This is a genomic window from Pseudocoprococcus catus (genome assembly GCF_019734885.1).
GTDB lineage: Bacteria > Bacillota > Clostridia > Lachnospirales > Lachnospiraceae > Coprococcus_A > Coprococcus_A catus.
The window spans coordinates 292,937-317,696 of record NZ_JAAXCM010000020.1 but is presented as its reverse complement, the minus strand read 5'-3'; the positions used below and the strand labels follow the sequence as shown (position 1 = coordinate 317,696).

Here is a 24,760-nt window from a genome sequence, read left to right as displayed (position 1 = left end):
CACCACTTGATTAAAATGGATTAGCATAATCATAAGGTCCCGCACTATCCGGGCTCCAAGCGCCACTCAGTTTACCGCTAACGCTAGTTTTAGCTGTTGATATATGTAAATTACAAGATTTATATCCTTTTTCGTAAACTGTATTATGCATCAACCATGAACCTTTTCCTACAATTGCATGTTCATTATAGGTGCAATTTACACCACTAGACGATCTAACAACTACCCACAAATCCATACCAGAAGTATTCTTAATATAAACTGAACTATCATCTGTCTTACTACGATTTGCGGTATCCGCCCAAGTTGTATAGGATATAAATTTAGTCGGTAATGTTGAATCCTGATGATTATTGGCAAATGCCGTTACTGTAGTTCCCATCAAACATAAGCATACACATAACGCTGAAAGAAATCGTTTCTTCATTTTCATCTCTCCTACTTTTACTCTTGTTTTTCGTTACTTTTTCAGTTGCTTAGGAATCCTAGGTTCAAACAAGCCACAGATAGGACTTTTCTGAACAGACTGTTTTCCCATTTTAATAGCAGCTTTTCCTGCTTTTTCTGCTAAATATATTAGTTTTTCCATATGTTTTACGCCTCCTTTCATAATTAGAGTAACATATGTTTTTCTTAATACATTAAAGAAGATTTAAACAGACATTTTTGTGTATTAGGCGTTCCTATCCCAAACGATAATGTTCATTTTTGTAGCGTTCATTCATAACCAAATTTTAAGGATTGACTGTTGATTTTTTTGCGCTATAATGGCTTTATCATTTTTTAACTATTTTTTAGGAGAATTTAAAATGCTGTATTCATTAATAACACTTTTTTTGACTGCAATTATTTATCTTATTCCCTTACTTATCTGGCTTCCTTTTAAGCTCTCAAGATTGCAAAAAATATGCCTTTATCTAATCATTTTCTGTAATCTCTGCCTTATTTCCTTTTTCACCGGCAATATAGGCGTTCTGCTTCTGTTATTTACAACGGGTACATATCTTGCTTTAATTAATCCTCAACGCATTCAAAATATCGTACTTTTAATCCTTGACTATCTGTTCAATGTATTATGGGATAATATTCTTACTACATTAATCTGGATATTCTGGCATATTGATGTTGCTTCGCTTCAAGAAAATCATTATTATTTTTTAGCGCTGATTGGATTCACAATCATATCAGATTACTTTATATGTAAATTTTTACTTCATGTATTTAATCAGATTTACCAACGATTGAATATAATTAAGCTCCCAACGGGAACGGTTTTCTTAATCTGCCTGCAATTAATACTCACCCTTTTACTGTTTGTCATCAATATAGCAGAAGGACAACAGGTTGGTTATTCACCGAAAGTGATTTATTTCAACACTTTTATTTTTTGCGCCTATTTCTTTATTTCTCTGTGGGCAGTAATACGAGCTATACAGATATACAAAAAAGAAGCTGAAATGCAAATGAAACAAGAATCGTTTCAAACACTTCAGCAATATACCGCTCAGGTTGAATCTCTTTATAATAGTCTGCGTTCTTTTAAACATGACTATTCCAATATTCTCCTAACACTCTATGAATATATTGATACCCGTGATATGGATGGTCTCTCGTCCTATTTTATCCAAAATATTCTTCCCTTGACAAAGCAATTGGAACCACAGAATTACCATATCACACGTCTGGCCAACCTGCATATTGTCGAATTAAAAAGCATGATTACTGCTAAGATTATCTATGCTCAGGAAATGGGTATTGATGTTTCAATTGAAATCGATCAGCCTATTGAGCAGATTAATACCGATATCATTGATCTTGTCCGTATGCTCGGTATCTTCCTTGACAATGCTATCGAAGCTGCACTGGAAACAGATGCCCCAAAACTTAGCTTTGTCATTATCAAAGATGAAAAAGAAACTGTCTTTTTCATCACAAACAGTTTTATTGATTATCATCTGCAATTAGCATCACTTTCTCAGGCAGGTACCTCTACAAAAGGCAGCAGTCGCGGCATTGGCTTATACAATGTTGCCCAAATTATCAGTCACCACGATAACCTGTTTCTGGATACACGTACACAGGAGCATACATTTATGCAAATTCTTCATATCTATGCATGAGGTTTCGGTATTAATGTTACAGCCTCTGTTAACACCGCCATTGCAATCATTTTTCCAAAAACATCTGGAGAAATGATTGCTAATACCCAGCATCCAATAACTATCCCTGCAGATTCTTTCTTTAACTTCATATATTCTCTTTCACTTAGCGGATAATTTTCTGTCCTCCTTGGTGCCAGTATAAGAACCAGCATAAAACTAACGATAAACAGGATATTCATGACCAATAAGGAGCCATCCATTTTCAACGCTATTTCAGTCCCGCCAATCATCAACAAAGTGGTTACAAAAGTACATCCCGCACTTGTTTTTAAATGACAGCCTCCTGCATATAACCTGAGAATCGAAAATACCACTGTAAATAGTAGTGTCCATCCGAATATTCCCAAGCAAAATGCTGACATACCAATCACACTATATAAAAATATCTGATGATTCATATTCTCAAAACCAAAAAACATTGTCAAGCGTTCTGTCTCCGTTAAATTCATATTTTTTCCACATAAATCAGTCATTTTCATTGAAATTTTCTCTAACATTGTGTGTCCTCCCTAATCTTTCGTATAGCTGTATTATATTGCATAATCACTGATACCGTCAGAATTAATCCTAAAAGCAACTTTTAATTTCCTGAACGTTTTTCTTTTTACGTTTACGAAAGATTTTTTATCAATTGCTCTTTTTTGTTCTCGCTGTCATCAATTTACGCTATAATACCTTTAGCAACTACTGTTTCTAAAATTTACAGTAATCTCTGAATAGAAATTACTGTACTATGATATCTGCCAACACAGACCTATCCAGCAACTGAATGAAAGGAATTGGATTCTATGATTGATATTTATATATGTGAAGATAATGAAAAGCAACGTAATTACTTAAAATCTCAAATTGATAATTTTATTGCATTTGAACAACTAGATATGCAAATTACAACCGCCACCGATGATCCTGCTATCATTCTGTCCGCAGCCCAACATTCTTCCAATTGCGGATTATATTTTCTCGATATCGACCTGAACACACCTGAAACAAATGGATTTCTGCTTGCACAGAATATTCGAAAAATTGAGCCCAGATGTTTCATTGTCTTTGTCACATCGCATATTGAACTGAGCTATTATACCTATCAGTACAAAGTGGAAGCTTTAGACTTTATTGTTAAAGATAATATCGATACGATGAAAAACAAAATTCATGAATGCATTCTGAATGCCTATGAAAAACATACACATTCCTCACAACATAATATCTCTATCTTCACAGCAACTATGCCAGATGGTAAACAAATTTCAGTGCCCCATTCTGAAATCATTGCCTTTGAAACATCTAATACAACCCACAAAATTATTTTCCACGGCAAAAACAGGCTGCTTGAATTTCCCGAACAGCTCAACACACTGGAAAAAGAATTAAACGAACACTTCTTCCGCTGCCATCGATCAACCATTGTCAATCTAATGAATATTAAAGAAATTGACTACAAAGATAGTGTTATTATTATGTGTGATGACAGCCGCTATCCATTGTCTATCCGAAAAAAAGGCGAACTCAGAAAAAAACTCAAAAATCACCTGCTCTTATAATGCGAAAATCCCTTTAACCAGATATAGTTTATTATCACCCGGTTAAAGGGACTTATTATTCTCACATACCACTTCTATATAATGTTCTTCTGCTCCCTCTGAAATTCCTCAATTGACTCTGCTCTCTCTGCCAACTTGCTCCACTTCCTGAGTATCTCAGAATTCTTCTGCTTCTCTATTATTATTCTGAGGTCTTCCGGCACTACTTCAAGCTTATCCAAAAAATCAAATCTGTCTCCTCGGCTACCCGCCGCACTGTTTCTTCAGCCAACACTTTCATTTCCCGTTGCTTATAACGTTCCCAATCTTCCTTACCAAACAGCTTTCTCATCACTCCTGTTTTGTTGCGAACCAAAAATTCTCTGAGAATATCTTTGGCAATACACTCTTCAACCGCCATATCGACAGCGCGTCTGGTTATATAACCTTGGTTGATATATCTTCTGACAGTATCCACAAAAACAACATAATCAGGAAGTGACTGACACTTCTCCATAAGTTCTCTATTACGACCATAATTAATATTTCAAAGCGACTACAATAACCTCAAGATGCGGCTGTATGCCATCATCCGGAAATCTGCATCTTCTAAAAATCGCAATATGCGACAAAAAGACTGACCAAGTAACATTTATTTTACTTCCTCAATCCGTACATACCTGTTTTTCCCACATTTTTCATCAATCATCAGATAAACATGAAATTCCAGACTGTCTTTTGCTGTCGTAAAAGGCTCTTCTCTGTAAATTTCAGTCTTCAAACCATTCAATCGCAATTTCTTCTGCAGCTTTTCTGCTTTTGTCATCTGATCTTTCAGCTCATTATCTGTAGGATTATCAAAATGGCGCCTTGGATATCCGCATGTTCCTTTTATTACTTTATTCGAAATTAACGCAACCAATTGTTGGTGTTTTGCCTGATGCAGCATTTTTGCAATTCTTTTTGTCACCCATCGATGATGAAATAATCTATAAAACCGCAAAGCGCCAACCAGGCTTTTATCTTTTACTTCCTTTGCCAGCTCAATCATTACATCAATGGCCGCCTTTGTCGGTCTCCATCCATCTCCTCTCGGTACAAGATATTTCTCCGGCACCGCAGGATAACAGGTATAATTCAGCGGCGGAAAGTCCGCCAGATGGACCAGCTGCTTCTCTATATCCGTGCAGTAATTTTCTCCAAGATAATCATATTTGTCCCTCAAAATGGCAATCTGATACTCCAAAAGACGCAGATATTCATATCCAGGCACCCAGAAATGGGCTACCGTACCATATTCATAGAGATGGGCTTCCAGTTCCAACTGCTTAAAAAAGATGGTCAATGCCTGATCATCCTGCCATACAGTCAGAATATAAATTTCTTCCTCTTTGCTGAGTGTCGCGTCCAGCATACCCTCATAGTCTCTCAGATACTTACCAGTCATTTTTGCTTCTTTAAAAACAAGAAAACTTTCCACTGCATCATTCATCAGATAGACCAGACGGATATCTCCATCTTCACTGCTCTCCGTCCCATCATCTTCCGGCAGAAGCAGTTCAAACTGCTCCTGCTGCAAAAGTTCTGCCAACATGACAAATGCTCTTTCCATAACGCTCCTTCTATTTTAAAGGTTCTTTAACCATAATCTATTAGAATCATGTATCGAAAAAAGGGTTGCTTCCTAAACGGAAACAACCCTTTGATTCTTTCATACTGCAATACGAGAACTACAGCTTATTTATACTTACGTTTTCTAGCTGCCTCTGATTTCTTCTTACGTCTTACGCTTGGTTTTTCGTAATGCTCTCTTTTGCGAATTTCCTGCTGGATACCGGCTTTAGCGCAGTTTCTTTTAAATCTGCGTAAAGCACTATCTAAAGTTTCGTTTTCTTTAACGATTACATTCGACATAGCTCACACCTTACCTCCCTCCAGTTGTGTATTGTGCTGATACAACTGTGGGTATATTCATAGCACTAAAAGCATTATACCATAAATTTTTAATTCGTCAACTATTTTTTATCACTCTATCCGTCTTTTTTCATGAACCTTTTTCATGGACAGCGCTAGCACTGACCAACGAACCTCATCATATGTGCTTTATCTGTGCTTTGACCGCCCACTATGCGATTCTAACAGATAATTCCTCTTAAATCTGTCAGCACATGACGCGGACATTTCACCACACACATACCGCAGCTGAGACAGACAGATTCATCAATGACCGCACAGTGATCCGTCACTTTGACGGCACCTGCCGTACATGTCTTCTCACAGATACCGCAGCCGATACAGCTGGCCGAACAGACCTGTCTGGCTTCTTTGCCATTCTGCTTGTTAGAACAGCGAACTACAATATAATTGGCACATTCATGGATATGGATCACCTGTTTCGGACATTCACGCACGCATTTGCCGCAGGCAACACATTTTGCTTCATCTACTTCTGCCACACCATTCTCATTGATGGCAATGGCCTGGAACGGACAGACTGACACGCAGATGCCGCAGCCGATACAGCCATTTTCGCAGCTCTGACCTTCCTGTACATGACATCCTCCATTACAAGCCACCAATGCCGAACGATAAGGAAATTTTTTCTTAACAGCCATATTTATTCCTTCCTCTCATAAGGGGTATTGTCAATCGGCAGAACATAACGTCTGCTGCCATCATAACGGTAATAGGCATCTGTGATGGCCGGCGCAGTCGGTATGGACGTGATCTCACCGATACCGATGGCACCGCAGGCAACATTTAACCCCGGTTTATCAATGACAATGGCATCGATCTTCGGTATCTCATGTGCTCTGAAAAGTCCAATGGAACCGTATTTCTCAACAGGCTTGCAGTTCTCATCAATCGGATACTTCTCACGCACCGCATAACCGATGGACATCACCACGCCGCCCTCGATCTGTCCTTCGCAGGACAATGGATTGACAGCCTTGCCCACGTCATGGGCTGCAATCATCCGGTCGATCTTACCTGTCTTCTCATTAAGAATGCAAACCTGCGTAGCATAACCATAGGCCACATGTGAAACAGGATTCGGCACATCTGCCCCCAGCGGATCCGTCTTTGCAAGATAATCCCCATAGAATTCCTGACCGATCAAATCCTTTAATGACTTATCGCTGCCCTTTGCTTCCATCAGCTTCTCACAGGCTCTCCTGCAGGCTTCACCGGTGATCATAGTCTGTCTTGAACCGGATGTCGTTCCTGAATCCGGTGCGATCCATGTATTGCTTCGCTCATAAACAATATCATCTCTCGTAAGATCTGTATTCGTCACAGTCATCTGCACAAGCACTGTTCCAAGTCCCTGACCAATACAGGAGGCCCCGGAATAAATATGGAGCTTTGCATCCTCCTCAACAATCAGCTTCACACGGCCCCAGTCAGGAATACCAACACCGACACCGGCATTCTTCATCGCACAGGCGATACCCACCGGTTTGCCTGCAGCCAGTGCGGCTTCATATTCTTCCTTCACAGCCTCCAGTGTCTCTACAAGACCTGTGGATTCATCTACGATCTGCCCATTCGGAAGAACACCTCCCGGACGAATGGCATTGCGGTAACGGATCTCCCAAGGTGTAATACCAATCTCATCTGCCATCATATTCAGCAGTGTCTCTGTGGCAAAGCACGTCTGAGTCACACCAAAGCCTCTGAAGGCGCCCGCCGGCGGATTATTGGTATAATAAGCCCTTCCTTCGATCTCAAAATTCTCATAGGCGTATGGACCTGCTGCGTGGGTACAGGCACGTTCCAGTACCGGCCCGCCAAGGGATGCAAAAGCACCTGTATCAGAAACCACTTTCGCCTTGACTCCCATAATATGGCCTTCTTCATCACAGCCCATGGTAAAATCCATCTCAAAGTGATGACGTTTCGGATGGATCAGCAGAGATTCTGCTCTTGTCAGCCGGACTTTGACCGGACGTCTCGTCAGATAAGTAATCAATGCAGCAAGATGCTGAACTGTCATATCTTCCTTGCCTCCAAAACCGCCGCCCACAAGGGCATTCTGGCACTTCACCTTGTCTGTGCCAAGCATCAGACTGCTTTCATGGAATGTGCAATAAGCAGACTGGTCTGTAGAAATGATCATGACATCCCCGTCATCATCGATATAAGCCACTGCGCATTCCGGTTCCAGAAAAGCATGTTCCGTCCATGGTGTCTCAAAATGATGAGAAATCACATGCGCCGCCTTACTGATGGCTTCTTCTGCATTGCCTCTGCTGACATGTTTATAGGCCTGAACATTGGTTGTCTCCTCGTCAAATACAAGAGGTGCACCTTCCGCAGCCGCTTCCTGAATATTATGTACAGCCGGCAGTACTTCATATTCAACCTTAATGAGCTTCTTTGCCTTCTCTGCCGTCTCCATATCTTCTGCTGCCACAAGTGCAATGGCATCTCCCAGATAATGCGTCAATCCGCCTACCGGGATCATTGTATACTGATCATGCTTCAAATGGCCGATCTTATTCTCTCCTGGGATATCTGCTGCCGTAAAAACATCAATAACCCCCGGCAGAGCCTTCGCCGCTGTTGTATCAATCGACAAAACTCTTGCTCTCGGGTACTTACTTCTGAGCGCCGTACCATAACACATGCCATCCAGATAGTAATCATCCGGATATTTGCCATAGCCCAGTACCTTCTCCTCCACATCCAGTCTGTGTACCCTTGAACCAAGCAGCCAGTCATCCGCACCTGCCGCCGGAATCTTACCGGCACGCATGATCTTTGCCGCCAGCTTTACAGCCGCAATAATCTTCACATAGCCGGTACAGCGGCAATAGTTATTGCGAAGCGCATATTTAATCTCCTCTTCCGTCGGATCCGGATTACGGTCCAGAAGTCCCTTGGTACACATGACCATACCCGGAATACAGAAACCGCACTGAACAGCTCCGGCCTCACCGTAAGCATACGTGTAAACCTCTGCTTCCCATTTACTGAGACCATCTACAGTGATGATCGATCGTCCCTCCAGTCGATCTGTCTGCACCACACAGGCCTTACAGGTCTCTCCGTCAATAAGCACTGTACATGCACCGCAGGCCCCCTGACTGCATCCGTCCTTGACAGACGTCAGGTGCATTTCATCCCGCAGGAAGCGCAAAAGAGATTGTTTTTTTGATGTCGAAACCTGACATCCATTTACGAAGAAACTATACATCCTTAATCCTCAACTTTCCTGTTGCTCTATTGATGGTTATTTCGTCAATTTTCATAATATGTCAAAAACTATACTTACATTTTATCATATTTTGAACAAATTGCAACTTGTTTTAACAAAATTTTTTAGATTATAAAAATTTTTTTGTTATTATATTCCATTTAAATACCCAATATTACCATTCTTAAATTTAAAATTTAAATTTATAATGGTATAAATTGAATGTAAATAAATACAATGATGTTAATTGTTTGTCATATTTATTATTGGATGTCTCCTCTTTTTGAAAATCAGCGGGTGCTGTTTCATATAACAAAAAGATGCAACAGCAAAAGACATCTTTGTCTTCTGTTATTGCATCTTTTTGTTATATCCAAGACCTTTCTGCGGGTCTTATCTCAGTTGTGTTTTATTGGAGGCTGACATTGTAAGCATAATTCTCATATGTGCTTGTCAGTCCGCTGCCGTCTAACAGGTGCGTAATCATCCCATCATAGGCACTATTGATTCTGTCCACGTCATCATCATCCAGCATTTCCGCATATTTGTCTGTATCCTTTGCCTCACAGACAGGTATCGGTTGGATCTTGTCATTATACCAGTTCAGGTATACCGGTGTCACTGTAAAACTCTGGATAGATGTCTCACCAAAATTATTGCGTACAATACTGAAATCAACTACAGCACTGATATCTGTATCTTTCTCACTGGATGCATAGGTTTCGCCTGACAACAGTGCACCCATTCCGTAAAGGACGAGACAATTTCTTGTTGAACCACCGGCTTCATCTGTTACCGATATTTTTTGGACGGGCTTCATCACTCTGGAACCTGTCCCCAAAATCAGATCTGCGCCGGCCTGACACAATTTCTCAGCCAGTGCTTTCTGATCATCTTCAATACTGTCAGATTCCACACTGCCGAAATTCAGCATAACAACAACCAGATCGGTCTCCGCTTTCATTGCAGAAATCCGTGTGCACAATATTTCCACAGACTGCTCATCATAATTATTCAGCGTATTCAGCACACAGGCTGCATCCGAAGCCAATTCCAGATCATTGGTTGAATTGGTGTAACCAATAAAACCGATATTCACACCGTCAATGTTCTGGGTATAATCTGTACTGCCGTCAGCAGTCGCTGCGGCACCCACATGCGCCAGACCCGCCTGATCAAGATAACCAATGGTAGAAACCAATCCTTCTGCATCACTGTCCAGTGCATGATTAGTTGCAATATTCACAAGGGAAATACCCACTGACTTCAGATTATCCGCCAATACTTCCGGTGAGTTATAACGGCCGTCTTCTGTGCTGTAGCCATAGTACTCATCTGAATGGCCATTGTACTGTCCAGCCAGAGTCGTCTTCAATGTGGCAACAGCATAATCTGATTTCTGGAACAGATCCTTTACATACTGAAAATCATTGCTGAAATCAAAACTCTCGTTCTCACTGTCATAAGCTTTCTCAAGTACCGACTGCTGACAAAGGATATCACCTGCTGCTGCAAGGTCAATGGAAGCAGAATAATCTTTATTCGCCATATTCTGAACCATATGTTCCACCGACAAACTTCCGGCATCTCCTGATGCCTTATCATTGTTTCCTGTACCGCTGCTGCCCTGATTCACAATCGATGGGTTGATCTGTGATGCATAATCAGCCTTCACGTTCTCTGAGTATTTGTCACAGAGAACGAAAAGTCCGATAAAAAACACCGCCGCCACAAAAACAACAAGTAATTTTTTAATTTCTTTCATAGGCAATTAGTGAAGCTGTTTTTCCAGTTCTTCTGCACCAGCCTCAAGTGCCTGATCGATACCTGCAGGATTCTTACCGCCTGCCTGAGCCATATTCGGACGGCCACCGCCGCCGCCGCCAACAAGCTTAGCCACTGCTTTAATCAGATTGCCGGCATGTGCGCCTTTCTTCATGGCACCGTCTGTTGCCATAGCAAGAAGGCTTACTTTGCCGCCGTTTTCAGATGCCAGAAGAATAACACCGTCACCAAGTTTAGCCTTCAGCTGATCGCCGAGGTTCATCAGTTCCTGCATATCAATATCTTTGACATGTACCGGCAGGAAGGAAACACCCTTCACATCCTTCACCTGATTCATGACATCGCCCATGGCATCCTTCGCCATCTTATTCTTCAGCTGATTATTCTCCGCTGTTAATGTCTTGATTTCTTCATGCAGGCCCTCAATACGTTTTACAAGCTGAGCAGGATCACATTTTGCAGCCTTGGCAGCTTCATGAAGTTCCTTTTCAACTTCCTTATAATACTTAAATACGCCGTTGCCTGTCAGGGCTTCAATACGACGTACACCTGCTGCGACACCTGTCTCGGAAATGATCTTGAAGGCAGCAATGGAAGCTGTATTATCTGTGTGTGTACCGCCGCAAAGCTCTTTGGAGAAGTCACCCATGGATACAACACGGACATCATCACTGTATTTCTCACCAAAAAGTGCCATAGCACCTGTCTTCTTGGCATCTTCAATGTTCATAACCTTTGTCAGAACAGGAAGACCCTTGGCAATTTCTTCGTTCACGATAGCTTCAACTCTGTCCAGTTCTTCCTGTGTCAGTGCTGAGAAATGTGTAAAGTCAAAACGCAGTTTATCCTGATTGTTAAAGGAACCTGCCTGCTCTACATGGGAACCGAGGACAATTCTCAGTGCCTTCTGCAGCAAATGAGTTGCACTATGGTTCTTGGCTGTGTCGCTTCGCTGCTCTTTGTTGACGGCAAGCTTCACAACATCACCTTTCTTGAACATACCGCTTGTCACAACACCGATATGGCCAATCTTGCCGCCCAAAAGCTTAACAACATCCTTAACCTCAAATGTACCTTCCGGACCTGTGATCACACCTGTATCTGCCATCTGACCGCCGCTTGTCGCATAGAAAGGTGTCTCTTCTGTAAAGATCGTACCTGTCTGACCGTCTGTCAGGGCATCTGTCAGTTCTGTCTCCGTTGTCAGAACAGTGATCGTTGATTCACACTCTGTCTTATCATAACCAACAAAAACACTTGTCACTGCAGGATCGATTTCATCATAAACCGTTGCATCCTTACCCATGTAATTGGATACCTTACGGGCATCTCTTGCTTTCTGACGCTGTTCCTGCATGCATGCTGCAAAGCCTTCTTCATCAATATCATAACCCTTTTCCTCAAGGATCTCCTTTGTCAGATCCATTGGGAAACCATAAGTATCATAAAGTTTGAATGCATCTGCACCATCAAGCACCTTCTTGCCTTCAGCTGACAGCTTTTCTTCCATCTCATTCAGAATGCTGAGACCCTGATCGATGGTCTTGTTGAATTTATCTTCCTCCTGTGTCAGTACCTTGAAGATAAATTCCTTCTTCTCCTCCAGTTCCGGATAACCGTCTTTGGATGTCTCAATGACTGTTTCGCTGAGTTTTGCAAGGAATTTGCCTTCGATACCAAGGAGTCTTCCATGTCTTGCCGCACGTCTGATCAAACGACGAAGCACATAACCGCGGCCTTCATTGGATGGCATAATACCATCAGAGATCATAAATGTTGCTGAACGGATATGGTCTGTGATAATACGGATAGAAACATCTGTTTCATGCTTCTCAAGATACTTCACACCTGCCAGATCGCAGACTTTGTTGCGCAGTGCCTGAATTGTATCCACGTCAAAGATAGAATCCACATCCTGAACAACAACAGCCAGACGTTCAAGACCCATACCTGTATCAATATTCTTCTGGATAAGATCTGTGTAATGATTATGTCCGTCATTGTTAAACTGTGAAAATACATTGTTCCATACTTCCATATAACGGTCACAGTCACAGCCGACTGTACAGCCCGGTTTGCCGCAGCCATACTTCTCACCACGGTCATAGTAGATTTCTGAACATGGGCCGCAAGGACCTGCACCATGTTCCCAGAAATTATCTTCCTTGCCGAAACGGAAGATACGTTCCGGAGCAATACCGATTTCTTTGTTCCAGATATCAAAGGCTTCATCATCATCCTGATAGATAGACGGATACAGACGATCCTGATCAAGTCCGACAACCTGTGTCAGGAATTCCCATGACCATGCAATGGCTTCATGCTTGAAGTAATCACCAAATGAGAAGTTACCCAGCATTTCAAAGAATGTACCATGTCTTGCTGTCTTACCAACATTCTCCAGATCACCTGTACGGATACACTTCTGGCATGTAGTTACACGGCGACGCGGAGGAATCTCTGCGCCTGTGAAATATGGCTTCAAAGGTGCCATACCTGAATTGATCAGCAGCAAACTGTTATCATTATGAGGGATCAGAGAGAAGCTCTTCATAGCCAAATGGCCCTTGCTCTCAAAGAACTCCAGAAACATCTTCCTCAATTCGTTAAGACTATATGGTCTTTCCATATCTTTATTCCTCCTGTTTATAGCGGCATCCTCCTGAAGAGACCGCTCTTTCTTTTCATTGTAATGGATGAAAATCCACTGCAGTATGAATTCTGCTTTCTGTGCTGCAGATTCTGATTTAAGTCATGCTTAAATAGCTACAACACAAGAAAACTGGTAAGCAAAGCCTACCAGTTTCTTATTATAAAATCAAATACCGCCTTTGTCAATTTGATTATTCTGCTGCCGCGCTATTTTTCACCTTTTTTGATGCTTTAAACTTCTTACCTGCTGTAAAGCCGGCTGCTGCGACTGCAATAAAGAATATGAATTTGCCAAGATATGTTGCAAATGCTGTAAGCATAATTATCCGCCTCCTGTGTTCTAAATTCAATACATAAAAAGATTATAGCACACTTAATGACGTTCCGCCAGTTCTTTTGTGATATCTTTCCAGGAAACTTCTCTTTCAGCCATTAAAACCATCATATGATACAGAAAATCACAGATTTCATATTTCACTTCATCGGAATCCGGATTCTTGGCTGCAATAATAATCTCCGCCGCCTCTTCTCCGACTTTCTTGAGAATCTTGTCAATACCCTGATCAAAAAGGTAATTCGTATAAGAACCCTCTTTTGGATTTTCCTTACGCTCAAGAATCGTTGCCATAACATCATCAAAAACCGTCATCGGATTACGTCCATCATAAGCCTTGCTGGCAAGATTAGTATAGAAGCAGCTGCGATGACCTGTATGGCAGGCAGCACCGATCTGCTCAACCTTGGCAAGAATCGTGTCTCGATCACAGTCAATGTCCAATGATTTCACATACTGATAATGACCGCTTGTATCACCTTTGCGCCATAGCTCCTGACGACTGCGGCTCCAGTAAGTCATCATGCCTTCACGCAGTGTCTGCTCATAGGCTTTCTCATTCATATAGGCCAGCATAAGGATCTCAGCTGTTCTGAAATCCTGTACGATCACGGGGATCAGGCCGTCGTCATTTAACTTGAATGCTGAAAACGGCAGACTGCTTCTGAAAAGATTAAATTTCACACTGTCTGTCTCAAGCTCTGCCTTCATGGCATGAATATTTGGCAGTGCTGCTGTCTCATTCTCATAAATCAATGCAATGGCACTGACATTGGTATCTGCCAGCAGTTGCTTCTGGCCTTCCTTGTTCTCATACCTGCAGGTTGCGATCACTTTCTGATCGCCTACTGTCTCCGGCAGCTTCTCAATGGTACCTGTCACAAAAATATTGGTCAGATTCAATTCCTTCGCCAGCTTGAATTCATCCGCTGCCAGCTTCGGTTCACTGATCACCATTCCCACTCTGTCAGCGCCAAAACGATCTGCTGCTTCTCTGATCAGTGTCTGCTCTGTTGCCTCGATCCAGGCACCTGCTGCCCCTGCATAAAGCACTTTCTTAATATCCTCAAGTCTTCGGTATGGCTGCCAGATATATAACCGGCAGTCCGACTTTTCACAGATATTCCTGATTTTCTTGATCAGCATTGCCTCATCAGAAAAATCCGGACTGATGATAATCACACCGTCTGCACCGAGACGTTCATACTGAACAGCAATCTCATCCTCATCACTGAAATTGATAATCGGATATATACTCTTAACTTCCATAATCTATTCTCCTCGACTCAAATTGAACATTCATGCCCCCTGCACACTTCGATTGCTTCAGACAGCTTTAATCGGGATTCATACAGCGCTCTTCCGATAATAACCCCTTCCATCGGCATATCCGTAAATGCCTCGATGTCTTTAAGGGTCACAATTCCGCCGCTGTAGATCACCTGCATATGCAGTTTCTGTGCAATCTCCCGTGCCTGCATGATACCGGCACCATTATAAAGTCCTCTTCTGAGAATATCCGTATAAATAACGGATTCTATTCCCATGGCCTTCATATTGGAAGCCACCGCCATTGCATTATAATGGCTGAATTTCTTTCGTCCTTCAGTGGCAATCAGCCCATCCTTCGCATCAATGGATACCAGAATTTTATCGCTGCCGAATAAATGGACGGCTTCCCTTATCAAAACCGGATTCTCAATTGCCTGAGTTCCGATGACAACACGATGTACTCCTATATTCATATACTGATCTATATCTTTGATAGAACGGATACCGCCGCCGACCTGCACAGGAATATGGACATTCTCCAGGATCTCGCGGATCACTGTCCCATTCACGGAAGTACCGGAGTCCGCACCGTCCAGATCAACAACATGGAGGCATTCTGCCCCCTGATCCTGCCACTTTCTGGCCATTTCCAACGGTTGGGGCGTCCATACGTGCCCCCTTGTTATCCCGTCAGGCAGCTCATTGATACATCTGCCGTCTGAAATATGAATTGCCGGATATATACGCACTGTCACACTCCTCTCTTTTATAAACGTGCTGCACATTGTTATGTGCAGCACGAAGCAAATGAGACAATCCTCACCTGCTATAATGTACCTTTTGTGGACAAAACATCTTTTATTCTCGGATCATAGCCTGTGGCTTCGTCCAATGCTTTTGCAAAGGATTTGAAGATAGCCTCAATGATGTGGTGATTGTTCTGTCCTGCCAGCTGACGGATATGAAGATTCATACCGCAGCTGTAAGAAATCGCATAAAAAAATTCTCTGACCATCTCCGTGTCAAATTCTCCGACCCTATCAACAGTAAAGTCGGCATCAAAACACAGATAAGGGCGTCCGGACAAATCCAGAGCGGTTAAAACAAGTGCCTCGTCCATCGGCAGGGCAAATGATCCATATCTTCTGATGCCTTTCTTGTCCCCCATTGCTTTCTTGATGGCCTCGCCAAGCACAATCCCTGTGTCCTCAATGGTGTGATGGCAATCCACTTCCAGATCACCCTTCACCTGAACGGTCAGGTCAAAAAAACCGTGTTTTGCAAAGCTTCGAAGCATATGGTCAAAAAAACCGATGCCTGTATCAATATCTGAACGGCCGGAGCCGTCCAGATTTAATGTCACTGCTATATCTGTTTCAGATGTTGTTCTTGAAATTGATGCTGTTCTATCCATCTATTTATCCTCAAAACGTACAGCTATGGAATTGGCATGTGCTGTCAGTGATTCAGCCTTGGCAAACTGAATGATATCGTCTTTCTTTGCTGCAAGTGCTTCTCTTGAATAGTAAATGATGCTGGATTTCTTCACAAAATCATCCACACTCAGAGGTGAGAAGAATTTGGCTGTGCCGTTTGTCGGCAGGATGTGGTTCGGTCCTGCAAAATAATCACCCAAAGGTTCGGAACTGTTCTCACCGATAAAAATCGCACCTGCGTTGCGGATCTTTGTCATGACTTCGAAAGGATTGGTTGTGACAATTTCCAGATGCTCTGATGCAATAGCATTAGCAATCTCCACTGCTTCATCAATGGATGAGGCAATCAGGATATGGCCGTAATTCTCCAGAGACTTCTCAATAATGGCTTTTCTGGAAAGCACCTGTGTAAAGTCTTCAATCTCTTTCTGCACTTTCCCTGCCAGCTTCTCACTGGTTGTCACAAGGATAGCTGAGGCCAGTTCATCATGCTCAGCCTGTGACAAAAGATCTGCAGCCACATATCTTGGATTAGCCGTCTCATCAGCGATCACAAGGATCTCGCTTGGTCCCGCAATAGAATCAATGCTGACATAGCCGTAAACAGCTTTCTTGGCCAGCGCCACGTAAATATTGCCCGGTCCCACGATCTTGTCTACCTTAGGAACAGAAGCTGTACCAAAAGCCAGCGCCGCAATCGCCTGTGCACCGCCTACTTTGTAAATCTCATCAGCGCCGGCTTCATTGGCTGCCACCAAAGTACCCGGATTCACTTTGCCGTCTTTGCCCGGAGGTGTCACCATGACAATCTTCTCAACACCTGCTACCTTGGCAGGAATCACATTCATCAGAACAGAAGACGGATAAGCAGCCTTGCCTCCCGGAACATAAACACCTGTACTCTGAAGTGGTGTCACCTTCTGTCCGAGAATCGTTCCATCCGGTGTCGTATCAAACCATCCGTACTGACGCTGCTTCTCATGGTAAACACGGATATTGGTCATGGCTTTGCGGATAACTTCAATCAATGATGCATCCACAAGGGTATATGCCTCGTCAATCTCTGCCTGTGTCACACGGATATTGTCGGCGTTTAAATCGGCACCATCAAACCGCTTCGTCATCTCAAAAAGTGCTTCGTCTCCGCGTTCTCTCACATCATCAATAATTGCCTGTACCTTATCTGCATAACCTGTATAGTTATTCGGGCTTCGCTTTAATAAATCATCCAGCAATGTTGCCACTGCATCTTCTGTCACTTTTGTAATCTTCATTGTTCTATGCCTCCCACTGATGTTTGCTCCATACAACCTTCCTCTATTCGGCTCTCAATCCGTTCTTAGATGACCGTTTTAATATCTCTGATGAGCTTCATAATCCGCTCATTCTCCATCTTCATACTGACCTGATTCACAACAACTCTTGCTGAAAGCGGGCAGATTTCCTCAAGCACTTCCAGTCCGTTCTCCTTCAGGGTTGTTCCTGTCTCCACAATATCCACAATCACTTCAGACAGCCCAACAATCGGTGCCAGTTCCACAGAGCCGTGGAGTTTGATGATCTCTACGGTCTGATGCTTCTTGTTGTAAAAGTAATCCTTTGCAATATTCGGGTACTTGGACGCCACACGGATCAGCTCCTGATGTTGAAGATACTCGGCCGCTGACTTAGGACCACAGACACACATTCTGCACTTACCGAATCCCAGATCCAGCACCTCGTACAAACGGCGTCCTTCTTCCAACAATGTATCTTTGCCCACCACACCAATATCTGCTGCACCATATTCCACATAAGTCGGTACATCCGATGCCTTGGCAAGGAACATCTTGATCTTCAAATCTTCATTTACAAAAATCAGTTTTCTTGTATCAGGATCCTTCATCTCATCCATTGAAATCCCGATCTGCTCAAATAATGCCAGCGATTTCTTTGCCAGACGGCCTTTAGCCAGAGCAAATGTCAAATACTTCATCTTATATCTTCCTCCATTTCCTCTGTCTCTAAAATTCAGAAACCGGCATCTTCCGGACCGAATCATCAGATATGTCTATTTTTGTCAGTTCCTTATCCTGGTCAACATATAAAATATGATCAATATGATAGCGTCTGCTGTAGGCCTTATAATCATCCAGAGACTTATCTGTCTCCTTCTTCATCATACTGACTGTCTGATTAATATTTCTCAGTGCATTGGCTATGTGGATGGCTGCACTGCGATATTCCGGTTCATAAAGCACCATCGTTGCTTCTTCATTTGTCGGAATATCAATCTTCTGTCTGGAAAGTGCCAGCATCAGCTCATCCAGCACGACGGCAAAACCCACACTGGCTGCATCCTTGCCAAACTGACCGATCAGATGGTCATAACGTCCACCCTTGACAACCGCATCACCGGTTCCATATGTATAACCCCTGAAAATCATCCCTGTATAATAATCATACTCTGTCAACATGCCTAAATCAATAGTAATATATTTTTCAAAACTATATTCCGCAATCAGCTGACACAGTTTTTCAATCTCATCCAACGCTTTGAGTGCCTCAGCATTGCACGTCATGCTTCGAGCTTCAGCGATAATATCTCCTGAACCGAAAAGTTCCGGCAGTTTCAAAAGAAGCTTTGCAGTCTCATCAGACAACGTCAATTTGTCAACTAAGGCTTCCACACCAAAATAGTTCTTGCTCTCGATCAGTACCCTCAGCTGACTGACTGTCTCTTCATCCATCCCGGCTTCTGCCACCAACGCCTTAAAAAGCCCTACATGGCCGATATCCAACTGGAAATCCGTCAGACCTGATTCAAGCAGCAGATGAATAGCCAGGGCTACCACTTCTGCATCCCCTTCAATGTCACGATCTCCGATCAGCTCGGCACCCAACTGGGTCGTCTCCTTCATCTTGCCCTGCAGGCTTGAATTGTTGATGAATGTATTGCCGCAGTAGGAAAAACGAAGAGGGATCGTCTCTTCCTTAAAATACTTGGCCACAGCTCTCGCAATAGACGGTGTGATATCCGGTCTCAGAACCAGTGTAGAACCGTCTCTGTCTATGAACTTGTACATATTGCGTGACGGCACAGATCCTCTTTCTCTGTTGAAAATATCGAAAAACTCAAATGTCGGTGTCTGTATATCCTTATAGCCATACAGCTTCAGAATTCTGTCAAGTTTGGCTGACAATGCATTCTTCCTGCTGCATTCTTCATTATAAATGTCTCTGACACCTTCCGGAGTATGTAATAAACTATCCATAATAGGCTCCTTTACCGCAAACACTTTAGTCTGCTAATTTGATAATACGTGAAACTAATTATAATATACCTTTCCAAAATTGTCAAGTGATGTCATTTGGTCTGTCCCAATTCAGGGTCATTTTCTCTCCCCCAAAATTTAGAACTCACGTGTATCAAGATCTTTCTGAATGGCCTCCAGATAATGAATATAACATCCATTACAAGTCAGTTCATATTGCGTATCCAGTTCTTCTATTTTAAAATGCTTGGCATGACCGGTTTTTGACCGGTTCCAGAAGACAGCCAGTTGTTCATAAGGCAGATAAAAATATCTGTCTGCTGACGTAAAGTATAAAATCAGAAAAGCCACACCGCCCTGAGCCTCAAAATCCCGCATAAATACCACCTGATGCTCATGGATATTCTGTATCGGAAAATTGGATGTCCGGCATTCCTTGGCATCAAAGCAGACCGGAATACCTTGTACTGCACCGATATAATCTACCGTACTACGATGTTCAAAATAGGCCAGGGTAATCCTTCTTGTTTCCTGATCCATTCTCACCGGCGTGATCGGCGTCGGAATCTTCTGGATCAATGCCAGATGCTGTTCCCTGTATTTTTCATTGGTTCGGTTGATCAGCTCTTCAAGGAGAGAACCTCGAAGTCCTCTGGAATTCCAGGTTGCCATCAGGACATCCACTCCTTCTTAAAGCAGATTCCCTCTCCCATCATCACCCGGACAAAGTCCTTAGGAAGCGGTGCGGTAAATATTTTCCCGGACAAATTAGCAAAAGGTGGCTGACATTCCGGCATTTTAAGGATAGCCGCATGCAGCAGCTGACGTTTGATACCGTATTCCTTTTTAAAAGCCATATTCATCTCCGGGCTGCCATATTTATAATCACCAATGATCGGATGTCCAACGCTTGCCAGATGGGCGCGGATCTGATGAGTCCGGCCTGTAATCAGAAAAACCTTCAGCAGTGTACAGTTTTTTCCCTCTGCCAGGGGTTCATATTCCGTTTCAATATAATCCGCCTGATGTCTGGCTTCTTTTGTGATGGTTACCTGATTGGAAGCCTCATCTTTGTGCAGATATCCATGAAGTCTGACCTTCTCAGTAACTTTCCCTGCGACAATACAGAAATAGTATTTGTGAATGGTACGATCACGAAAGCCCTCTGACAGGAACTGCAAAGCTGCCAGTGTCTTGCCGCCGGTGATCAGTCCGCTTGTGTTGCGGTCCAGTCGATTACAGACCGACGGGTGAAAGGTCTGAAGCATCTCTTTCGTGAGCTGTCCACTCTCCAAGAGCCACCCGATCATCATTTCATTGATGGACACATCCTCCGGTGCCGCTTTCTGGGACAGCACCCCCGGTGCCTTATTCATAATAATAATCTGATTATCTTCATAAATAATCTCTGGTTTCGGCAATCGTTTTGCCGACATATTCTCTACGACACCTTTAAATTTATCAAAAGTTTCATCAGACAGCCAGAATGTGACTGTATCCCCAACATTCAACTTTTCGCTGCCGTCTGCCTTTTTGTCATTTAATGTAATGTTTTTCTTTCGAAGCATCTTGTAAATAAAACTTTTCGGTGCTTCACTGAGGGTTTTCCCCAGATATTTATCCAGTCGCTGGCCGCTTTCATTCGTGCCGACGATGAGCTTTTTCACTCTGTGACCCCTTCTTTCTATTAGTAGATGTGTTTCTTGATATATTTTCAGTTGTGCGCTTCCTGCTATTGTTCCTGCTGCTGAACTTGCCATTTCGTGAGCTATTGTTCTTTGCATTGTTTGTTCTTACATTGCGGTTCTGTGCCGGTGCTTTGCCGTATCCGTGCTGCATCGGTCTAGGCGGTATCAGACAACGACTGTCAAAACCGATTAAATCTTCTCTTCCCGCCTTGATCAGCGCCTCTTTTACTAACTGATAATTCTTCGGATCCCGATACTGGATCAGGGCTCGCTGCATATCTTTCTCATGAGGATCCTTCGGCACGTAAACCGGTGTCATGGTCCGTGGATCAAGCCCTGTATAGTACATACAGGTCGATAAAGTGGACGGTGTCGGATAGAAGTCCTGCACCTGTTCCGGCATATACCCAAGATCCCGGATATATTCAGCCAGAGTGACGGCATCCTTCAATTCAGATCCCGGATGAGAAGACATAAGATACGGCACCAGATACTGATCCATACCAAGACGCTCATTCATCTTCTTATACTGTTTTGTAAAATCCACATATACTTCATGATGCGGTTTGCCCATCTTGTCAAGCACCGCGTCACTGACATGTTCCGGCGCCACTTTCAGCTGACCGCTGATATGATACTGACACAATTCTTTCAGGAATGTTTTGTCCTTATCTGCCAGCAGATAATCAAAACGAATACCGGAGCGGATAAAAACCTTCTTAATTCCCGGCAATGCCCGGAGCTTGCGCAGAAGTGTCACATAATCCTTGTGATCTGCCTGCAACTGGGAACACGGTTTCGGGAACAGGCACTGCTTATTCGGACAGGCGCCGCGTTTTAACTGATGTTTACAGGCAGGATGCCTGAAATTGGCCGTTGGTCCGCCCACATCGTGGATATAGCCCTTAAAATCTTTGCGTTTCGTCAAAGCTGCTGCTTCTTTTACAATGGATTCATGACTTCTGGTCTGTATGATCCTTCCTTGATGGAAGGTCAGGGCACAGAAACTGCATCCGCCGAAGCAACCCCGATTGCTCACCAGACTGAATTTAATTTCCTCAATAGCCGGCACGCCGCCGAGGGCTTTATAAGACGGATGATAATCTCTCACATAAGGCAGGTCATAGACATCGTCCATTTCCTGCTCGCTTAAAGGTTTGGCCGGCGGATTCTGGATCACGTACATACGTGCTCCGTACTTTTCAATCATTCGCTTGCCGGAAAATGGGTCTGTATTCTGATACTGGATATAAAAGCTTTCGGCATATTTGCGTTTATCTGATGCAATCTCATCAAATGTCGGCAACATAATAGCTTCTTCACCAAAATCTTCTGCTGTTTTACTCTTGAAAACAGAACCGGCAATCCATGTGATATCCGAGGCTTCAATGCCTCCATCCAGTGCATCCGCCACTTCAACGATTGAACGTTCACCCATACCATACAACAATAAATCTGCCGATGACTCAATAAGCAGGGATCTTCGGATTTTGTTGGACCAGTAGTCATAGTGCCCCAGTCTTCGAAGGCTGGCCTCAATACCGCCCACAATGATCGGTTTATCCGGGCAGGCCCGGCGGATCATATTACCATAGACAACCGCCGCATAGTCCGGTCTTTTGCCGTAAACGCCCCCCGGCGTAAAGGCGTCCTGATGACGCCTTTTCTTTGAAACCGTATAATGATTCACCATGGAATCCATATTGCCGGCACTGACAAGAAATCCCAGTCTCGGCACACCAAGTGCCATCACTGACTGGTCATTTTTCCAGTCCGGCTGTGAAATAATACCCACTTTATAGCCATGGGCCTCCAGCACACGGCTGATAATAGCCGGCCCGAAAGAAGGATGGTCCACATAGGCATCACCAATGACGTAGACGAAATCCAGTTCATCCCAGCCGCGCTTTTTCATGTCATCCCGGCTGATCGGAAGAAATTCTCTCATCATGCCAGAACCTCTACTTTATTATTAAAAATATCCTCAAAGGAATTGATGTAATAATGGGCCAGCTTCTTCTTTTCCTCTATCTGATAATCAGAAAAATCATCCTGTACAGCGCATACCGTCATGCCTGCAGAAAGTCCCGCCTGGATGCCCTCCGGAATATCCTCAAATACAAGACAATTCTTTGGATTCACACCAAGACGTCTGGCTGCCTCCTGATAAACAAAAGGATCCGGCTTGCCTTTTACCACATCTTCACCTGTCATGATCACTCTAAAATAATGCTCAATCTCCTGGGCATGCAGGGCTGTCATGGCAAGCTTCCTTGTATTGCTGGTTGCAACTGCCATGGGCAGTTCTTTCTCTTCAATGAGTGACAAGCACTTTGCGGCTCCCGGCTTCATCTGAATTTCATGTCTATACTGCTCAAAAGCCAGTTCATTCCATTCCGCCAGCATTTTTTCAGGCGGATCATCAATGCCAATCACATTTCTGAAATAATCAGCAGCCTGCAAAATACTAAGCCCCGCCAGTTTGCGCTGCAAATCCTCTGACATCGGTTTGCCGTGTCTTGTCAGATAAATTCTGTCCACTTCTTCCCAGACTCCCATGGAATCAATCAATGTACCGTCCACATCAAAAATAACGGCTTCTTTTCCCTCCAGGAGTCTCTCTATATCATTCTTCATCATTCGTATGTCCTTTCGATTCTTTTAATGCCTGCACTTCATCTTCTGTCAGCTCACGATATTCACCCAGAGCCAATGACTCATCCAGTCTCAGACTTCCCATGGACAGTCGCTTCAAATAGACCACTTTCTTGTCTACGGCCTCGAACATCCTCTTAATCTGATGAAATTTGCCTTCACGAATGGTAATCTCAACCTCCGATTCAGGCCCGGAAGATAAAATATTCAATTTGGCAGGCATCGCCCTCCAGGCACCGTCTTCATCATCAATCTCCAGCCCTTTGGCAAATAACGCTGCATCTTCCGCTGTTACCTGCCCTTCAATCCTCGCACGGTAAACCTTATCCACATGCTTTTTAGGTGACAAAAGCTGATGGGCCAGATCTCCGTCATTGGTGATCAATAAGAGGCCTTCGGTATCCTTATCCAGACGCCCCACCGGGAACAAATCCTTTCTGGACTTATCCGTGATCAGATCCAGCACTGTCTTCTGCTTTGGATCATTGGTGGCTGAAATAACCCCCGCCGGCTTGTTAAGTATATAATAAACCAGCGTCTGATAAACAACAGGCTCTCCCCGGCATACAAGATCATCCTTTTCAATGTCTACTTTATATTCAGGCTTTCTGATGACTTCGCCATTCACCATCACCAGTCCTTTTTTGATCAGATTCTTCACTTCACTGCGGGTCCCCACAGACATATCCGCCAGGTACTTGTCCAATCTGAAACTTGTCTTCATATATACCTCCCAAGCTGCTCTTCCGATGCGGAACCCAGCTTCATAAAAACTTCCGGGCTGCTTATCTAATTCAAA

At 43.3% G+C, this 24,760-nt stretch carries 25 protein-coding genes; 2 read left to right on the top strand and 23 right to left on the bottom strand.

Features of this window, described 5'->3' with window-relative positions; all coding sequences use genetic code 11:
- Positions 1–10 precede the first annotated feature (10 nt).
- Both HED67_RS03460 and HED67_RS17195 read right to left on the bottom strand, forming a co-directional pair.
- Positions 11–427, bottom strand: coding sequence for a DUF2712 domain-containing protein (locus HED67_RS03460; protein ID WP_221717526.1), 417 nt, complete (start codon positions 425–427; stop codon positions 11–13).
- Between the two features lie 33 nt (positions 428–460).
- Complete coding sequence (locus tag HED67_RS17195) at positions 461–589, bottom strand: hypothetical protein (RefSeq protein WP_260702699.1); 129 nt, start codon at positions 587–589, stop codon at positions 461–463.
- A gap of 220 nt (positions 590–809) precedes the next feature.
- Between HED67_RS17195 and HED67_RS03455 the strand changes: the two genes are divergently transcribed.
- The gene (locus HED67_RS03455) at positions 810–2,120 is read left to right on the top strand and encodes a sensor histidine kinase (RefSeq protein ID WP_221717525.1); all 1,311 of its coding nucleotides are present in this window, start codon (positions 810–812) and stop codon (positions 2,118–2,120) included.
- Here the strand turns inward: HED67_RS03455 and HED67_RS03450 are convergent.
- On the bottom strand, positions 2,111–2,659 hold the full coding sequence (locus HED67_RS03450; protein ID WP_221717524.1) for an accessory gene regulator ArgB-like protein: 549 nt from the start codon (positions 2,657–2,659) through the stop codon (positions 2,111–2,113). The two genes, HED67_RS03455 and HED67_RS03450, sit on opposite strands and share 10 nt — an antisense overlap.
- 291 nt (positions 2,660–2,950) lie before the next feature.
- Here HED67_RS03450 and HED67_RS03445 point away from each other — a divergent pair, with 291 nt between their 5' ends.
- The gene (locus HED67_RS03445; RefSeq protein ID WP_221717523.1) at positions 2,951–3,706 is read left to right on the top strand and encodes a LytR/AlgR family response regulator transcription factor; all 756 of its coding nucleotides are present in this window, start codon (positions 2,951–2,953) and stop codon (positions 3,704–3,706) included.
- Between the two features lie 74 nt (positions 3,707–3,780).
- Here HED67_RS03445 and HED67_RS03440 read toward each other — a convergent pair whose 3' ends face one another.
- The 20 genes from HED67_RS03440 to HED67_RS03350 all read right to left on the bottom strand — a co-directional run bounded on the left by HED67_RS03440 (position 3,781) and on the right by HED67_RS03350 (position 24,685).
- Positions 3,781–3,927, bottom strand: coding sequence for a hypothetical protein (locus HED67_RS03440; protein WP_221717522.1), 147 nt, complete (start codon positions 3,925–3,927; stop codon positions 3,781–3,783).
- Entirely contained in the window at positions 3,909–4,202 is a 294-nt protein-coding gene (locus HED67_RS03435; protein WP_221717521.1) for a hypothetical protein, read from the bottom strand. The genes HED67_RS03440 and HED67_RS03435 overlap by 19 nt, the downstream gene beginning before the upstream one ends.
- Positions 4,203–4,337: 135 nt before the next feature.
- Positions 4,338–5,297 (bottom strand): DUF3878 family protein, encoded by a 960-nt coding sequence (locus HED67_RS03430; protein WP_221717520.1) that lies wholly within the window; start codon positions 5,295–5,297, stop codon positions 4,338–4,340.
- Between the two features lie 125 nt (positions 5,298–5,422).
- Positions 5,423–5,599, bottom strand: coding sequence for a 30S ribosomal protein S21 (gene rpsU, locus HED67_RS03425; RefSeq protein ID WP_008400815.1), 177 nt, complete (start codon positions 5,597–5,599; stop codon positions 5,423–5,425).
- 221 nt (positions 5,600–5,820) lie between these two features.
- Positions 5,821–6,300: a 4Fe-4S binding protein gene (locus HED67_RS03420; protein ID WP_215632242.1), complete on the bottom strand. Its 480-nt coding sequence runs from the start codon at positions 6,298–6,300 to the stop codon at positions 5,821–5,823.
- A gap of 2 nt (positions 6,301–6,302) precedes the next feature.
- Positions 6,303–8,885 (bottom strand): selenium-dependent xanthine dehydrogenase, encoded by a 2,583-nt coding sequence (gene xdh / locus HED67_RS03415; RefSeq protein WP_221717519.1) that lies wholly within the window; start codon positions 8,883–8,885, stop codon positions 6,303–6,305.
- A 409-nt stretch (positions 8,886–9,294) separates the two neighbouring features.
- Positions 9,295–10,650 carry a CapA family protein gene (locus HED67_RS03410; RefSeq protein ID WP_221717518.1) on the bottom strand — a complete coding sequence of 452 codons (1,356 nt, stop codon included), beginning with the start codon at positions 10,648–10,650 and terminating at the stop codon, positions 9,295–9,297.
- Positions 10,651–10,656: 6 nt separating this feature from the next.
- Positions 10,657–13,299 carry an alanine--tRNA ligase gene (alaS, locus tag HED67_RS03405; protein WP_221717517.1) on the bottom strand — a complete coding sequence of 881 codons (2,643 nt, stop codon included), beginning with the start codon at positions 13,297–13,299 and terminating at the stop codon, positions 10,657–10,659.
- 214 nt (positions 13,300–13,513) lie between these two features.
- The gene (locus HED67_RS17190; protein ID WP_260702700.1) at positions 13,514–13,642 is read right to left on the bottom strand and encodes a hypothetical protein; all 129 of its coding nucleotides are present in this window, start codon (positions 13,640–13,642) and stop codon (positions 13,514–13,516) included.
- A gap of 53 nt (positions 13,643–13,695) precedes the next feature.
- Entirely contained in the window at positions 13,696–14,925 is a 1,230-nt protein-coding gene (gene hisIE, locus HED67_RS03400; protein ID WP_221717516.1) for a bifunctional phosphoribosyl-AMP cyclohydrolase/phosphoribosyl-ATP diphosphatase HisIE, read from the bottom strand.
- 17 nt (positions 14,926–14,942) lie between these two features.
- Positions 14,943–15,677, bottom strand: a complete 735-nt coding sequence (locus tag HED67_RS03395) for a 1-(5-phosphoribosyl)-5-[(5-phosphoribosylamino)methylideneamino]imidazole-4-carboxamide isomerase (protein ID WP_221717515.1) — start codon at positions 15,675–15,677, stop codon at positions 14,943–14,945.
- Positions 15,678–15,754: 77 nt separating this feature from the next.
- On the bottom strand, positions 15,755–16,342 hold the full coding sequence (gene hisB / locus HED67_RS03390; protein WP_221717514.1) for an imidazoleglycerol-phosphate dehydratase HisB: 588 nt from the start codon (positions 16,340–16,342) through the stop codon (positions 15,755–15,757).
- Entirely contained in the window at positions 16,343–17,638 is a 1,296-nt protein-coding gene (hisD, locus tag HED67_RS03385; protein ID WP_221717513.1) for a histidinol dehydrogenase, read from the bottom strand.
- A 65-nt stretch (positions 17,639–17,703) separates the two neighbouring features.
- Complete coding sequence (gene hisG / locus HED67_RS03380) at positions 17,704–18,339, bottom strand: ATP phosphoribosyltransferase (RefSeq protein WP_181967051.1); 636 nt, start codon at positions 18,337–18,339, stop codon at positions 17,704–17,706.
- A 28-nt stretch (positions 18,340–18,367) separates the two neighbouring features.
- A complete protein-coding gene (gene hisZ, locus HED67_RS03375) occupies positions 18,368–19,618 on the bottom strand; it encodes an ATP phosphoribosyltransferase regulatory subunit (RefSeq protein ID WP_221717512.1) in 1,251 nt (416 codons plus the stop codon).
- A gap of 138 nt (positions 19,619–19,756) precedes the next feature.
- Positions 19,757–20,290 carry a Holliday junction resolvase RecU gene (locus HED67_RS03370; protein ID WP_015514076.1) on the bottom strand — a complete coding sequence of 178 codons (534 nt, stop codon included), beginning with the start codon at positions 20,288–20,290 and terminating at the stop codon, positions 19,757–19,759.
- Positions 20,290–21,285 (bottom strand): RluA family pseudouridine synthase, encoded by a 996-nt coding sequence (locus tag HED67_RS03365; RefSeq protein WP_221717511.1) that lies wholly within the window; start codon positions 21,283–21,285, stop codon positions 20,290–20,292. Before HED67_RS03365 ends, HED67_RS03370 begins: the two co-directional genes overlap by 1 nt.
- Positions 21,257–23,257 carry a YgiQ family radical SAM protein gene (locus tag HED67_RS03360; protein ID WP_221717510.1) on the bottom strand — a complete coding sequence of 667 codons (2,001 nt, stop codon included), beginning with the start codon at positions 23,255–23,257 and terminating at the stop codon, positions 21,257–21,259. The genes HED67_RS03365 and HED67_RS03360 overlap by 29 nt, the downstream gene beginning before the upstream one ends.
- A complete protein-coding gene (locus HED67_RS03355; protein WP_221717509.1) occupies positions 23,254–23,946 on the bottom strand; it encodes an HAD family hydrolase in 693 nt (230 codons plus the stop codon). The genes HED67_RS03360 and HED67_RS03355 overlap by 4 nt, the downstream gene beginning before the upstream one ends.
- On the bottom strand, positions 23,933–24,685 hold the full coding sequence (locus HED67_RS03350) for a pseudouridine synthase (RefSeq protein ID WP_221717508.1): 753 nt from the start codon (positions 24,683–24,685) through the stop codon (positions 23,933–23,935). Before HED67_RS03350 ends, HED67_RS03355 begins: the two co-directional genes overlap by 14 nt.
- Positions 24,686–24,760: the final 75 nt, after the last annotated feature.

What these genes read in the sequence shown, in the direction of transcription:
- HED67_RS03460 (WP_221717526.1), bottom strand. Translation starts at nt 427, where the DNA reads ATGAAGAAACGATTTCTTTCAGCGTTATGTGTATGCTTATGTTTGATG.
- HED67_RS17195 (WP_260702699.1), bottom strand. Translation starts at nt 589, where the DNA reads ATGGAAAAACTAATATATTTAGCAGAAAAAGCAGGAAAAGCTGCTATT.
- HED67_RS03455 (WP_221717525.1), top strand. Translation starts at nt 810, where the DNA reads ATGCTGTATTCATTAATAACACTTTTTTTGACTGCAATTATTTATCTT.
- HED67_RS03450 (WP_221717524.1), bottom strand. Translation starts at nt 2,659, where the DNA reads ATGTTAGAGAAAATTTCAATGAAAATGACTGATTTATGTGGAAAAAAT.
- HED67_RS03445 (WP_221717523.1), top strand. Translation starts at nt 2,951, where the DNA reads ATGATTGATATTTATATATGTGAAGATAATGAAAAGCAACGTAATTAC.
- HED67_RS03435 (WP_221717521.1), bottom strand. Translation starts at nt 4,202, where the DNA reads ATGGAGAAGTGTCAGTCACTTCCTGATTATGTTGTTTTTGTGGATACT.
- HED67_RS03430 (WP_221717520.1), bottom strand. Translation starts at nt 5,297, where the DNA reads ATGGAAAGAGCATTTGTCATGTTGGCAGAACTTTTGCAGCAGGAGCAG.
- rpsU (WP_008400815.1), bottom strand. Translation starts at nt 5,599, where the DNA reads ATGTCGAATGTAATCGTTAAAGAAAACGAAACTTTAGATAGTGCTTTA.
- HED67_RS03420 (WP_215632242.1), bottom strand. Translation starts at nt 6,300, where the DNA reads ATGGCTGTTAAGAAAAAATTTCCTTATCGTTCGGCATTGGTGGCTTGT.
- xdh (WP_221717519.1), bottom strand. Translation starts at nt 8,885, where the DNA reads ATGTATAGTTTCTTCGTAAATGGATGTCAGGTTTCGACATCAAAAAAA.
- HED67_RS03410 (WP_221717518.1), bottom strand. Translation starts at nt 10,650, where the DNA reads ATGAAAGAAATTAAAAAATTACTTGTTGTTTTTGTGGCGGCGGTGTTT.
- alaS (WP_221717517.1), bottom strand. Translation starts at nt 13,299, where the DNA reads ATGGAAAGACCATATAGTCTTAACGAATTGAGGAAGATGTTTCTGGAG.
- HED67_RS17190 (WP_260702700.1), bottom strand. Translation starts at nt 13,642, where the DNA reads ATGCTTACAGCATTTGCAACATATCTTGGCAAATTCATATTCTTTATT.
- hisIE (WP_221717516.1), bottom strand. Translation starts at nt 14,925, where the DNA reads ATGGAAGTTAAGAGTATATATCCGATTATCAATTTCAGTGATGAGGAT.
- hisB (WP_221717514.1), bottom strand. Translation starts at nt 16,342, where the DNA reads ATGGATAGAACAGCATCAATTTCAAGAACAACATCTGAAACAGATATA.
- hisD (WP_221717513.1), bottom strand. Translation starts at nt 17,638, where the DNA reads ATGAAGATTACAAAAGTGACAGAAGATGCAGTGGCAACATTGCTGGAT.
- hisG (WP_181967051.1), bottom strand. Translation starts at nt 18,339, where the DNA reads ATGAAGTATTTGACATTTGCTCTGGCTAAAGGCCGTCTGGCAAAGAAA.
- hisZ (WP_221717512.1), bottom strand. Translation starts at nt 19,618, where the DNA reads ATGGATAGTTTATTACATACTCCGGAAGGTGTCAGAGACATTTATAAT.
- HED67_RS03370 (WP_015514076.1), bottom strand. Translation starts at nt 20,290, where the DNA reads ATGGCAACCTGGAATTCCAGAGGACTTCGAGGTTCTCTCCTTGAAGAG.
- HED67_RS03360 (WP_221717510.1), bottom strand. Translation starts at nt 23,257, where the DNA reads ATGATGAGAGAATTTCTTCCGATCAGCCGGGATGACATGAAAAAGCGC.
- HED67_RS03355 (WP_221717509.1), bottom strand. Translation starts at nt 23,946, where the DNA reads ATGATGAAGAATGATATAGAGAGACTCCTGGAGGGAAAAGAAGCCGTT.
- HED67_RS03350 (WP_221717508.1), bottom strand. Translation starts at nt 24,685, where the DNA reads ATGAAGACAAGTTTCAGATTGGACAAGTACCTGGCGGATATGTCTGTG.